General features: G+C 46.0%; 2 protein-coding genes and 1 pseudogene. All 3 read right to left on the bottom strand.

The annotated features are described in order from the left end of the window. Positions 1 to 56: 56 nt before the first annotated feature. Positions 57 to 2,873, bottom strand: coding sequence for an ATP-binding protein (locus AC23N5_RS29065; protein WP_487758212.1), 2,817 nt, complete (start codon positions 2,871 to 2,873; stop codon positions 57 to 59). 192 nt (positions 2,874 to 3,065) lie between these two features. Then, positions 3,066 to 14,777 carry a BspA family leucine-rich repeat surface protein gene (locus tag AC23N5_RS29060; RefSeq protein WP_487758211.1) on the bottom strand — a complete coding sequence of 3,904 codons (11,712 nt, stop codon included), beginning with the start codon at positions 14,775 to 14,777 and terminating at the stop codon, positions 3,066 to 3,068. Positions 14,778 to 14,822: 45 nt separating this feature from the next. Beyond that, a pseudogene (locus AC23N5_RS29055) lies at positions 14,823 to 14,981 on the bottom strand (choice-of-anchor D domain-containing protein); the annotation flags it as partial. Between the last annotated feature and the right edge of the window lie 79 nt (positions 14,982 to 15,060).

The raw sequence follows: 15,060 nt of genomic DNA, 5'->3' as shown, positions 1-15,060 counted from the left end.
AGAGGGGATACCAATGTTGCAAATAGGGTACACGAATGTTGCACCCTACGGAAAACCTACAAATAAGCAGAGGGTAATTTGCCAAAACGGCGATGGAACAGTTGTGAAAAATGCTTCACCTGCAACAACCCCACCGCATAGCAAACTGCTTTGACAGACTGCGCTTGCTTCGTTTCTAGCAAATACAACGCTTGTTGCAACCGTACTTCTTGCAGGTACTGCTGGGGAGAATGGCCTGTTAAGTTTTTAAGTTTTCTGAACAACTGCGTACGACTTAGTGCCATATCATCAGCCATGCGTTCCACCGAATAATCCGTTTCATTGAGGTGTAGTTTCACCCGACTCTCCAATTGCGCTAACCACGCCATGTCACTCACCGAAACGACAGGTGTCAAGTCGGTTTCGGGACCATGATCCAACAAAACCTCTACTTTCTCAACCACCAAATTATCGCTCGACCGTTTTTGTGCATACTGCAAAAGGTTATTCATTCGGACAAGGAGTTCTTCTTCCTCAAACGGTTTAGTCAAGTAATCATCCACCCCAATCCGAAGCGCTTTGAGTTTATCCTGCATTTCAGCGCGGGCTGTTAGCATAATGACAGGTATCGAACAGAGCTCATCGTCAGATTTAAGTATATTGACCAATTGATACCCATTGAGCACTGGCATCATTACATCTGTTAAAATAAGGGAGGGTCGGAGGCCTTTTTTTAGTAATTCCAAAGCTACTTGGCCATTTTCTGCTTTTATGACCGTGTATTTATCCTGCAAAATCAGCACCAAATAGGCTCGTAAACTTTGATTATCTTCCACAATTAGAATGGTGGCTTTGGGCTCTTGCATAGACTCCGACGCTAATTCAACTCCCGCCAAACCTATTTCTTCTTTGTAGAGCACTTGGTGATTTATTTCTTCGGCGTCGGCATTCGTTAGTGTTGTTAGTACTTCTCTTTTGGGGAAATAAAACGAAAACTCTGACCCTTCCATCAACTTGCTTTCTACTTTCAACTCCCCGTTCATCAGTTTGGCTAATTCAACCGACAATGAAAGCCCGATTCCCGTCCCCCCCTCCACGAGCACATTGGCTCGGTTGGATTGGTAAAATCGCTCGAAAATGCGGGGCAAATCCTCGGGATGGATGCCTCGACCCGTATCCTTTACTTTAATACAAATTTGATGATGATGCTCCTCTACGGTGACTGCAATTTCTCCATTTTCAGGCGTAAACTTAATGGCATTAGACAATAAATTGTTCAGTATTTTTTGTACTTTATCTTTATCTACCAAAAGTTGCAAATACCGATCAATAGCATAGTTAAACGTAAAACGAATATGCCGCGCAGTAGCTGCTGATTCAAAATTGGCCGTAACTCGACGGATAAAATTATAGAGCACGACCGATTCTTCTCGCACCTCTAACTTACCCACTTCTAGTTTATTCAAATCCAAAATTTCATTGACCAGTTTCAAAAGACTTTCGGCATTTTGCCGTATCAAACTAGCTAGAGAATTGTTAAGTGCATCCAGAGTTCCGCTTTTCAGCATCGTACTTAAAGGGGCAAGTATGAGGGTAAGTGGCGTACGTAATTCATGCGAAACATTCGCAAAAAAACGTGATTTAACCGCATCCAATTCGTGAAGGGCAGCCGATTGTTGCGCAATAATTCGTTGAGCCCTTCGGCTTTTTGCGTAAAAAAAAGCCAGTAAAAAGACCAAAATCACTAATAAGCAAACCGAGGCAATCAGTATTTTACGTTCAAAAGCTTGTTTTATCTGAGTTTGTTCTTTTTCTTTCAAGCTATACTGTATTTCAAGCTCCTTTACAGCGTTGTGATGATTAACATCTAAACGTTTAACGGCTTCTTCAAGAAATTTCTTCTGCGCTTCATACGCATTTTTGAAATCCCCTTTTTTCTCGTAAGCGTTGGCAGTATAGTGCCAAATATCGTAATCCGTCGAATGAATATTCAACGATTCTCCAAGGGCTAACGCTTGCTTGTAGTAAGCAATCGCCTCATCGTTGTTTCCTCTTAAAAAATAAATATGCCCCAAATTGAACAGCCCCATTTGCCCATGGTGGGAGTTTTGAAGTTTGTATTTTTCCACTAATCTCAAATACTCACTTGCATAAGCCTGAGCAGTTCCCAATTGCTTCAGTGTTTTATGATAATTGACCCGTATCCCCAAATAACTCAACTGAAGCATTAAAGGCACTTCTGGCAATAACGGTTCAATTTTCTCAAGGTATAGTTTGGCCGAGTCCATTTGGTTCTCCACAAATTTCAGGTTATGAAGGCTCATGTAAATTGAAGCCCTCCGCTGCAACGATAACTTATCCTCTTTTGTCAGGTAATAAGTAAGGCTTCTGAGCAAACAGGTTTGACCAAAATCCCTGCCGTCCGTTGATTTTGCGTAGTAACCACCTAACCCAAGTTCATATTCAGCTTTGATGGCGGGGTCAGTATTATCTTCAATCAGCTCATTGGCTTCCTTAAATACATCTCTATCTTGGGTTTTATAACCAGCCCACCCCCTGTCCGATACCCTATACAACACCCTGTATTTTAACACATTATCATTTACCATTTTACTGTATTTTTCTGCATACAGCAATGCGCTATCTTTTTGGGCGGGTATGAGCTCATAAGAAGCAAGTTTTAAATACGCCTCAATCAATTGTGCGTACGGCTTCCTTGATTGTTTCTCCAAAACGCTAAGCCCTTTTTTTGCATAAAAAAGAGTACTATCGTAGTTAAACTGCGGTTCGTATCTGAACCATTCCGCTTTATCGAAGTACCAATGTGCTTTCTTCTGTTCTTCAATTGTCGTTTTTTGCTGCGCAAAAGAAACCAAACTCCCTAAAAACAACACCAAAAAGGCACAATTTATTGGTATATATTTTGATATTGAGTTCAAAAAAATATTCATATGGAAAGCATCACTTGGTAAAATCAAACAACCAATCATCAGTAGCAAAGATAATTATTGTTGGCTATCTATACTAAAAAAATGAGCTACTTGAGAATAACCCCAAGTAGCTCATTTTTATCTAAAAGTAAGACACTACTGCACTTTTACCACCTTCAGCGTCGCCTGCTGGTCAGCGGTCGTCACCTTCAAGAAGTACATTCCCGTCGGTAACTCACTCACGCCAAACTCTTCCTGGTGCGTATTGGTTTCGGGCACAAATTGGCGACGCAACACACTCCGCCCCGATACATCCGTCAAAACCGTTTGCACCACTTGCCCCTTGCTATCTTGCACTTTCAAACGAAGAATGCTGGTGACAGGGTTGGGGAGAACGGTCGCGAAAAGCTCGTTATCTGTTAGCTGTTTTCCGTTATCCGAACCTTGCCATTTGCCCCTTGCCTCTTGCCCTTCGCCATTTACCCCTTGCCCTTTGCCATTTGCCCCTTCGCTCTCCGCTGTCCTCGCTGCTCCTACCCCTACCCCATCTTTCGATTGGATACGGAACCAATATTCTTGATACGCCAGCACGTTGCCTTGCGGTTGACGCGTTGCAGGATAAATACTGCCCCAACCCTTTTGGTCCCAGTAACGAATGCCTAACTTGTACAAGCCTTTGGGTAACCCTGCATCATATACGTTACCACCCGCACCGTTGTCTTGGTAAAAGCCGTAGGCTGGATGGTTTTGAGCATACAACTCCGTCCAACCTTCGCGGTTGGCATACATGAAATACGGCGCATTGTTCTCGTGCGTGTTGAAAGAACGAATTACGCCCATTTCTGGCGTCGCTAACATGTCAAAGGTCAATGAACCATCGGTACTTAATCCGCACGCTTCTACGTTGATGGTCCAGTAGCGAGGCGCCATTTTGTTGGCATTTTCTACGTAAAACAAGGTCGGGTTTACTTGTGTGCTTTGATCCAATTCGGGACCACCGTCGCGGGTGATGAATTGACTCGTCCACAACGACTTATCATTCGCAGGCTTCACTGCCGATTTTGATTCACCAATGTTTATCAACGTCACCACAAACGCATTCCAATAAATATCTTTACGGACACTTTCCGAACTTTGGCAGCCACCTTCAAAGAGGCATTTTGCCCAGTACGTTTGCTTCGTCACGTTGTTAAAGGCCACTTCAAAACTTCGTGCAGTGACACCCGTGTTCCAAAACGTCTGACTTCCTGTGGGACAGTTGGCCGAAATCGTGACCGTTGTACCTGTACAAACAATCTCTTGGCTTGCCGTAATCACGGGCGCTACTTGCGTTGGCGTTAAAGTGAACGTCACCACGTTACTCTTTTCACTCACGCAACCATTTTCCGTTTGACAACGAGCGTAATAGGAAGTTGTCTGGCTTGGTACGGTTGAAGGAAGGCTTGGAAGTGCCACGTTCGTGGTGGCATTGTACCAAACTGTGCGCAAACTGCCGCACGTTGATTGGCCACTGAAACTCGCCGATGGGTTACAACTGCTTGTCGGTAACAATGATACCGTCGGAGCCGATGGAATGGTAACCAGTTTTAAGCGCATCACCCCAGACTCTGACTCCACACACGATGGCGTGCCGTCCGATTTGCGGCAGCGTACGCGGTAATTATGATACTGATTATCCACCAAACCAACAGGAACTCCTGTACTGTATTCGCCACCGTCAACTGAGTAAAGTATCACTTCACCAGCTGCACAATTCGCATTAAAAGTTAGCGTAGTAGTCACCAAACTACACACTTCCTTCGTTTCACCCACGGCAACTGTTACACCATCCACCAATAAAGAAACATTTTGAGGAATGGATGCACGGTTATTAATTGTCAATTCTATCACGCCCGAGTAGGTCGAAGCACAATTGGCGTCGCAAGCCGCTTGGTAGCGGTGGGGTTGGTTATTGGACGGTTGGGAAACTGGGGCTGTCGCCGACCAGTTGCTCCATGCGCCACTGCCTACTTGTACTCGCCAAACGGGTGACCCCGAAACACACGAACTCGAAACCCCAAACTGTAAACCGTTAACTGGATTCGCATCGGTATCGCAAAGAACTGGGTTGTTGCCTTCGTTTAGGGTTTGTTGAAGGGTTGAAAGGGAAATCGTTGGCGGAACGACTACCGTTACCATCACATCCACAAATCCGCTCAATTGAGGTGCTAATTCGCAACGAACTTTATAGCTCGTACTTACCGTAAGCGTTGGCGTTACCAGCGGTGAGCCCACAAACAACTGGGTGGTACCTGCCGCGTTGTACCACGTTACTTGACCTACTTTGCACGACGCCGTCAACGACGCCGTCGCATTTTTGCAAATGGTCACGTTGGCAGTATTCGCTGGAAGTTCCACCGAAGCAATGACGGTCAATACCGCATCGTTGCCATCGCCACCTACATAACTGATGCGGGCGTTTAACTGACCTCCCAAGAATGGTGCAATCGTTGAGCCTTCAGGCAAGCCGTTGAACGTACCTTGAATGGCATCACTTCCGTCGTTGTTGACTATCACAAACGTTTGTCCCAACACGGGCACGTGGCTACCGCTGAGTACTAAATCAAGTCCCGACAGGTTGACCGAACCTGCTACGTTGAGCTGGTGATAGTCGGTATCGGCCGTAGTTCCGTTGATGGCAATGGCCAAGTCATTGCCCGAGGCAAACGACACGGTTCCGACGTTGACATCCGTTCCCGCAACCGTTGGGTTGATGCCTCCCGCCGCGTTAATGACAAGGGTTCCTCCGTTGGTTGCCAAGGCCGAAGCGTTCAAATTAACCGCCCCTGCCGTCGTGAGGTTGACATTGGTGGCGGCGGCGCGGCTGATGGGCGCACTGATGGTAATGGCACCACTGTTGGCATCACCGATTTGGAGCGTACCCGCCGTGATGCGGTCAAGTTCGTCGTCGGAAAGGCTCAGAGGTCCGCCCAGCGAATTTGTCGCTGCTCCCAAGTCGATATTGACGCCGTTGGTGTAAGGACGAAGTATCACACTGCTGGCCGAGTTGGTACTGATGGTCGCCGTATTTTTAATGTCAATACTATTGGTAATCAGCGAAATGGTACTGCTTGCTGATAAATTCGCCCCCGCATTCGCTACAATCCCTTTGCTCGCTTTTACCGTTGCAGTTCCTGTGCCAGAAAGTGACACAGTTACATTGTCGCCCATCGCCACTTCGTCCATACCAGCATTGACATCGTCATTTTGCAAGTCTAAATCCAAGTTGGCATTGGCCGTAAAGGTAAGGTTACCGTTCATGTTGACTTCGTCGTCGCCCGTGCCACCGTTGATAGTCAATGTGGGTAATTGGGTTGTAAATGCTCCAACGTTGATGATGTCGTTGCCGCTAGCGGTGTTGACAGTAATACTATTTTTACCCGAAAGGACTACCTCCGCAGGCGTCGTAAAGGCCGTAGTGATACCACCGTCAATGTTATACGTTTTACCCGTGACGTTAAAGCGGATTTTACCGCTGTTTTCACTTACCTCTAATGTTTCGCCAATGCCTTTGGTGTCGGTAATGACGATGTTGCCGCCCATAGTAGTAATGGTATAATCAGGTGTAGGTGCTGCAACGATTTCAACACTGGCTGTTGTGGTAAATTGAGCACACCCTCCCGAAGCAGCAATCCTGTAAGTGACTACATAATTATTAATCAAACTGCTACTTGGCGTAATTTGCCCCGTTTGATTATCAATAGTCAACCCTGTTGGAGTGGCTGTATAGCCTCCTCCTGCTGTACCTGTTCTATTTACACTCACTGGAGCGGCATTTTGGGCAAAAGGCGACCCTGAATAACTGATGTTGGCGTCTGGAAGAGGCGTCACAGTAAGAGTAGCAGCATCAGAATTGGTACTGCCGATGTCGTTGGTAGCCACACAGCGGAATTGGTAATTGTTGAGCCCTGCCACGTCACTAATAGACAAGGTAGAAGTGGTTACATTGGAGTAAGGGCTCACATTGGTCAAATCGACCCAAGAACTTCCACTATTGCTACGGGCTTGCCATTTATAACTTGCCGCGTTAGAACTTGCTACTGTAAAGCTGGCAGAATTACCTGCACAAACAACTTGGTTGTCAGGAGAATCAGTAAAGACAGGAGCTGCTACTACCGTCAATACGACATCGTTTCCATCCCCTCCTACGTAGGTTATTTTTGCATTTTGCCCACTACCCAGAAAATTGTTAAATATGTATCCTTCCGCATAGTCAAGAAAAACATGGTCGATGGGGTCTGTCCCTGTGTTATTAATAATCATAAATGTTTGACCAAGGGAAGGGCTATAGCTACCAGTAAGCGTTAATCGAGTTTGATATAAACTGAGCTTCCCTGCTACCTGCAATTGCGTATATCCCGTGTTAGCTGCGGACCCATTTATATCGAACACATATCTATTATTAGATCCTGTTGACAATACCCCCGTTGTTCCCATTGAAACATCCATTCCCGAAAACGTAGGATAAATATTCGCGGCCCCGAATCGGACATTACCATCTAAAGTAGTAATGCCACCTCCGCTAATGGTCAAATCACTTGAACTCTGCAAGGTGATACGGCAAGTAGCTGAGATATTGGCAGGAGCTATCGGAGCAGAAATTGTTATAGGGCCAGTTGTGGCGTTTCCAATGTGTATCTCATCGGCAAAGATTCGGTTCATTTCATCGCTTGTATAACTCAAACTCCCTGCCGTTTCTGTTCCTAAATTGATAGGAGTGTTATCGGTTCTGGGAAGCAGATTGACAACACTGGCTAAGTTGGTTCCTATCACGGCAGCTGAACCGATTGTTACCTTATTCCCTATCAAGTTAATGTTAGTAGAATTGTTAGGATTGTTTGATGACCTCAACGTACCACTGTTTATAAACAAGTCGTCTGAGGCCGTATTACCAGCCGTACCAGTAAGCGTGGTGGAACCGTTGGTATTGGTAAAATCACTGTTTGAAGAAATACCATGGTTGCCCGTACCAGTTGTATTTGCTCCCGTGCCCGTAATGACTATGCCTTTTACGGTATTTGGGATATTTGTAATGGTGTTACTTACCAACACACCTGCATTATCAGCACTAGCTCCGAGGCCATTGCCAGTCCCAATGAGTGTAATAAGACTTTTTGAACTAATCGGGGCATTGATATGAATGCCAACATTGCCATTTACGGGGCTTATTCCCCCTGTGCCTTCGATGGTCAGGCTTCCTACTAAACCCGTTACATTACCAGCAATAAGAACCCCAACTTGCGGGGCATCAGTACCATTTCCCCCTTTGCCTTTTAATGTAACTGCGCCAACTCCTCCGCTTCCGCCGAGGATGCTAATTGTACCTTGGTGGGCTATCCCAGTAAAAGAGCCAACAGTTGGTGTCGTCTGCTGATTGGCTTCTATCAGGATGTTACCTGCGACCGCCGCAAGGCTACTTCCACTCTTAGTTTCTATATTTTTACTTGATTTGAGGGTAATTGCACCTGTTCCACTCAAGTTAAGGTTGGCATCGGTATTTAGGGCAATGACATCTACGCCAGGATTGGTCTCATCGTTTTGCAAGTCCAAATCCAAATTAGCATTGGCCACAAAGGTAATATCGCCGTTCATGTTGACTTGGTCGTCGCCTATGCCACCGTTGATGGTCAATGTGGGCAATTGGGTTGTAAATGCACCCACGTTGATGATGTCGTTGCCGCCAGCCGTGTTGACAGTAATACTATTTTTACCCGAAAGGGCTACCTCCGCAGGCGTCGTAAAGGCCGTAGTGATACCACCGTCGATGCTATACGTTTTACCCGTGACGTTAAAGCGAATTTTACCGCTGTTTTCACTTACCTCCAATGTCTCTCCCGTACCTGTAACATCCGTAATAATCACATTGCCCCCTGTGGTAGTGATCGTGTAGTCGGCAGGCAAGCAGGCGAGTGTATAATTATCCCCTGTGATGGTCCAGCCTTTGTTATTGATTAAATTGTCTCTAGCTGACTTCGCCGCGCAGTAGTTCAGCCCTACGGCTCCCATGCTTCTGCCCGTTACATTTTGGGCATTGAAAGCCGTCAGCGTGGCATCGTAGTTGGCTACACTCAAGCCGGTGTTATCCAAGAAATTCACCAAGTTCACATTAGCATTGAGGGTGAAAGACGCCAAACTTTGATTAAAGCTGCTACATCCAGAAAACATAGAAAGCATATCCGTCACGTTTGCCGTGTTAAAGCTGTTGGGGAACGCTTGGTTGTAGGAACTACAACCTCTAAACATAAAATTCATATATGCCACGTTTGCAGTATTAAAGCTGCTGGGTAGCATTTGATTGTAAGAACTACAATTAGAAAACATCCCATACATATCCGTCACGTTTGCCGTAGTAAAGCTGATGGGTAGCGCTTGGTTGTAAGAACTACAACCATTAAACATTTGAACCATCCTCGTCACGTTTGCCGTATTAAAAGTGCTCGGTAGCGCTTGGTTGTAGGCACTACAACCAGAAAACATCCCCCACATATCCGTCACGTTTGCCGTGTTAAAGCCTTCGGGCAACGCTTGATTAAAGCTGCTACAATTGGCAAACATAAAACTCATATTCATTACCCCAGCCAAATTGGGTACGTCAGGCGCCGTAAGGGTCATGTTGGAGCAGCCAGAGAAGGCCAACCGCATACTCGTCCACGCTACCTCGCCCCATTGTTTAATTTCAGTCAGGCGTTGGCAGTCAGTGCCATTGTTGATATTGATGCGTTCAAAATTGGTAGGATAAATGCTGACATCAATGATGGCATTTGCTGGTAAACTACCGATATTGAGCGAAGTACCCGTAAACGTACCACTGCCACTCGTACCTGCGGGTACGGTTGTCCAAGTGTAGCTCACTTGCCCACCCGTACTGGTTTGTACCCCAATGCTCAAACCCGTACTGCTACTACCCGTTTTGCTCAAATCCCAACGCGTGATGAAGGGACGACCAGCGGGGGCTTCTACCGTCAATGACACGGGAACAACCGCACTCACACAGCCCGTACTGCTCTTACGCACGCTGAGATTGAAATTATACGTGGCTGCTCCGCTGGCGGGTATGGTTACACTGATGGGGCTGCTCGCTGGCATACTCTGATTGTTCACCGCACTAAAATTCGGCATGGCCACTGGTGTACCCGTCACCAAACTGAATTGGTCGGGACTTCCCGTGGTGGACGTGTAGGGAATACTAAAACTCGTAGAGGTGATGCTTACAGCACTGATCGTGCCCAACGTGATAGTGGGTTTGGCATTGACCGTTCCACTCACCGCTATCGTTTTGTCGGTTGCGTTCGTACTCGTTAGGCGTACATTGTCGCTGGGTGTACCCGTGGCTGTCGCCGAAAGCCGTACATAGACGGTAGTGCTGGCTACCGTTCCGCTGTTTTGAGCAAGCGTTACCGAAGGCCCAAACGCACTGCCGCTGGTAGTACTTACTTCAAAACCTGCGGGGGCAGTGATTGTGATGTCAGCTGTGAGACCACTGCCACTTACTGTAAAACTCTGAGCCACCGAGGCCGTACCCTCACAAGCAGTGAAGGGCAGAAGCGTACCAACCGTGGTAATGGTGGAACTGCATAGCTGGGTATCCCCTGTGATGGTCCAGCCTTTGTTGGTTATCAGATTGGTACGAGCCGCTTGGGCAGCGCAGTATTTGAGTGGTGAGGCATCGCCCAGGTCTTTGTTGGTGTAGCCGCCGTCATTCCAGCCCGTAAGCGTCGCATCATAATTAGTCACCGAAAGCCCAGAGTTTGTGAGCATACCCGTCATGTTGGTGACCGCCCCGAGGTTCAACGATCCTAAGTTTTGATTAAAAGCTCTACAATCATAAAACATTAAGCTCATATCCGTCACAAGCGACGTAGTAAAACTACTTGGTAAAGCGTGGTTGTAAATACTACAGCCTTGAAACATTAATTCCATATTTGTCACCCGCTCCGTATTAAAACTACTAGGTAAGGGTTCGTTATACGAACTACAGTCGTAAAACATAGACTTCATATTCGTCACAAGAGACGTATTAAAGACATTCGGCAAGGCTTTATTATACGAAGTACAGCCGTAAAACATTTCACTCATGTCGGTGACACGCTGCGTATTAAAACTGTTCGGTAAGGGTTGGTTATAGGCACTACAGCTCCTAAACATACCGCTCATATCCACCACCATAGAGGTATTAAACGTGCTTGGTAAGGCTTGATTATACGAACTACAAAAAGCAAACATATAGCTCATATTCGTAGCCGCAGACGTATTAAAACCTTCTGGTAAGGCCTGATTAAACGAACTGCAGCCGTAAAACATAGAACTCATGTCGGTGACTGCTCCCAGATTTGGCACATCCGTAGCGTTGAGTACCATATTTGCGCAGCCCCGAAAAGCACTATTCATACTTGTCCATGCAATACTTCCCCATTGGTCGATGGATACTAATTTACGACTATCACCTCCGCTATTAAAATAAATCCTTGGAAAATCGCCTCGGATAGCTACCGAATATGTACCTGCCGTACCGTAGTTGTGGGTTACACTGCCCGTCAAACCAAATTCATCAAACGTACCATCGTTGTTCCAGTCCACGTCGTAGTTGTAGCCCGTACCCGTGGTCGGAATTGTGATGGAAGTACTGTTGGATGTACCTGTATTGTCAGTTTTCCAAGTGGTGATAAAAGGTGTTCCTCCGTAGCCTTGAACGGCAAAATCGTAAGTTCCCTCTCCTAAATCATTGTTCAGAATCCTTACTGTAGCGGTCCGTAAACCTTCTGCTGAGGGATTGAACGTGACGACAAATGTAGTAGATTGCCCCGCGCTGATCGTAGCAGGCAACGTAATCGCACTTACCGTAAAATCGCTAGCATGAGTTCCTGTTACGCTGATTGCCCCTGCGTTTAGTTGGAGGTTACCAGTAGCACCAGTTACGTTTTGAATCGTAAAGGTATGACTAACCGACCCTGATGCTACATCTATTATGCCAAAGTCAGTATCGTCAACCCCCGATGGCGTTAAATCGCCATCTGCGATATTTTGTCCAAGTCCAGTTACATTAATTTCGGGGGAAACCCCCACTGCCGTCACGTCAAAGGTATAAGGAGAGGCGTCAGGATCATTGCTCTGAATGCTGATTGTCGCAGTTCTTCGTCCATTGCCACTAGCGTCTATAATTACGGGAAAAGTAGCAGAACTGCCAGGTGCGATGGTAAGGGGTAATGACACATTTCCGATGCCAAAATCCGCAGCTCCTGACTTCGTAATGCCACCTGCTGGAATGACCAAATCAGCCGTTCCCGTATTCTCGATTGTGAAGGTACGCACGACTGGTTCTGTTAAAGAAATATCAATGTTACCAAAATCAGTACCATCTTCGGTTCTAGGTGAGGTATCGCCATTGTCAATAGTGAATCCATTGCCTTTGATATTGATATTAGAAACGGCAGGCGCGGCCACCGTAATCACCACATCGTTGTTATCCGTTCCTCCCGTATAACTAATCGTCGCATTTAGGCCACTTCCTCGGAAATTAGGAATCGTTGCTCCCTGTGCTAGACCATTGAACGTACCTACGATAGGGTCGGTACCATCGTTGTTGACAATGATGAATGTATTTCCAGCAACGGGAACGTAACTACCCGAAAGTACCAAGTTGAGCCCTCTTAAATCAATCGTACCCTGTATATTCAACTGGTCATATCCTGTATTGACCGTTGTGCCACCGATGGCGATAGTAAGGTTATTGCCAGAAGTAAACGAAATGGTATTCCCACTCAAGTCCACGGTTGTGGACTTAGGATTTATCCCACCAGCTGCATTAATAGCAATATTACCCGTGCCCGCTCCAAATGACTGATTCAGGTTTAGAGCTTGCCCAGTAGTGAAATAAACATTGCCAGCAGCGTGGGTAATGGCTTCATTCACATTAATAGCGCCCGTATTGGCATCGCCAAAGTAAAAAGCTCCTCCTGTAATATTATCAAATTCAAAATCAGAGATAAGGATTGGACTTGAGGCTACTTCTCTGGTAGAAACAAAATTAATTTCAGTCCCATTAGTTAATGGCAAAAACGTAATTTTATTAGAAGGGTGGCCTGTTATTAAAGCCTGATTATCCAAAGCTGAAACAAAACTATTGGCAGTCACTGTTATATCCCCACCGTTGGTAGCTGTCCTGATTTCACCATTTGAGGCGTTTATGTCCGTATTATCTACTATAACCCCTTGAGAAAAGTTACCACCCCCTTCTTTCCCTGTAACAATTATGTTGCCTCCACTACTCGTAATTGCACAACCTATTCCAACACCATAGTTATCTGTTCCAGTACCAGGGCCACCTTCTCCATAAATCGTTAACGTCCCCATTCCCCCAGGGGAAACTGAGCTATGGATAAGAAAGACTCCTAAACATCTAGTGGAATTCCCCAAACCTCCCCCGTACCCATTGAAGGTTATATTTCCCCCTGCCGTAGTTACTGTTCCGCTTGATATATATACTCCACTCGCCCCTGCTTCGGTATAGTTTAGGCTCCCTCGCCCTGTTAGGGTAACATTGCCTAGACCGCCTGCTGCAATCACCCCACGAACAAATATGCCGTGACAAAGTGTATTGGTGGATGCGATACCATCTCCAATGCCATTTATCACAATATTGCCACCCGTCGATCTCACTTCACTGTTTTCGAATGCATATACTCCAGCACTAATATTACCACTCGTCGGCCCACCAGTACCTTCTAGTGTTACGGTATTGGTTCCGCCTAGTATTTTTGCTCCGCTATAAAAAAAAATACCACTGGTGCCATTCCCTGTATCCCCCCCTTTCCCTTTTACGGTGAGCAAACCACTGCCTGTCACCTGAAACAACGCATTTAGACCGTTTAATCGTACCCCTACAAAATTGCCGCTAGTAGGAGTACCTTGCTGGTTAGCTTCTACAAGGAGATTACCGTTGGCGGTCGTTAGCCCTCCGCCTGTGTTTACAAAAACATTCTGACTTACTTTTATGGTAGCGCTACCCGTTCCAGCTAAAATCACATTCGCATTGGTGCCAATGTTCACCACATCCCTACCAGGGGAAGTGTCATCATTTTGTAAGTCTAAATCCAGGTTTGCATTTGCCGCAAAAGTTATGTTACCATTCATATTCACAATGTCATCGCCAACACCACCATTGATTGTCAAACTGGGTAATGAGGAGGTAAACGCTCCGACAGTGATAATGTCATTGCCCGCATTTGTATTGACGACAATGCCTGTATTACTAGAAATGGGTATGTCAGCAGGCGTCGTGAATGGCGTAACAGCGCCACCGTCAATGCGGTATGTTCTCCCTGAGACAAAAAACCGTACATTTGAGTTACTCTCACTTACCTCCATGGTTTCGCCATTGCCACTGACATCAGTGATAGTTACCGTATTATTGGCAGTAGAAATTGTATAATCGGCCGACGGCGAAGGGGTTGTTCCTATTCCTTCAATAGTAAACGTATAAGGATTTTCGTCTTCATCATCATTGGCAATGGTCAGAAGTGCAGTCCGTACCCCGTTTCCCGAAGGATTAAATGTTATTTGAAACGTTGTGGATTGAGAACGTGCTACGGATGACGACGGTGCCGCAGTCAGCGTAAAATCGGACGCATGGGTACCCGTAATCGCTACTTTTGTTGGCGTCCCCGTAAGATTAAGGGAAGCAAGGTCATTGTTTTCAATGGTAAAAGTGCGAACTATCGAGCCTCCTGTTACAAATTCTGCCCCAAAATGGGTATGATTATTGGTAATAGGCGTTGAGCTACCGTTCGCAATTGGATTACCATTTCCGAAAACATCCATCTCAGGCTGCATGCCAGTCCCGAAGAGATTAATCCTAAAAGGATTTTCGTCTGGGTCATTGCTGGTGATAGTAACTGTCGCTGATCTTCTATCTGCAACGGAGGGATTAAAGGTAATTCTTAAGGTAGTAGTGGCATTGGGGGCAAGTGTAGTGCTGGGCGAATTGCTGACTGTAAAATCACTCGCCGCTGTTCCAATGATGTCAATCGATGAAATAGTGTGCTGACCGCTAAATACTGGACACTGGGTTTCCCTTATTTTAGGGAATAGGGATTTGATTAATGGGGTTATTTTT

The organism is Runella sp. R5_40, assembly GCF_057652295.1.
This window is presented reverse-complemented; position numbering and strand designations above follow the sequence as displayed.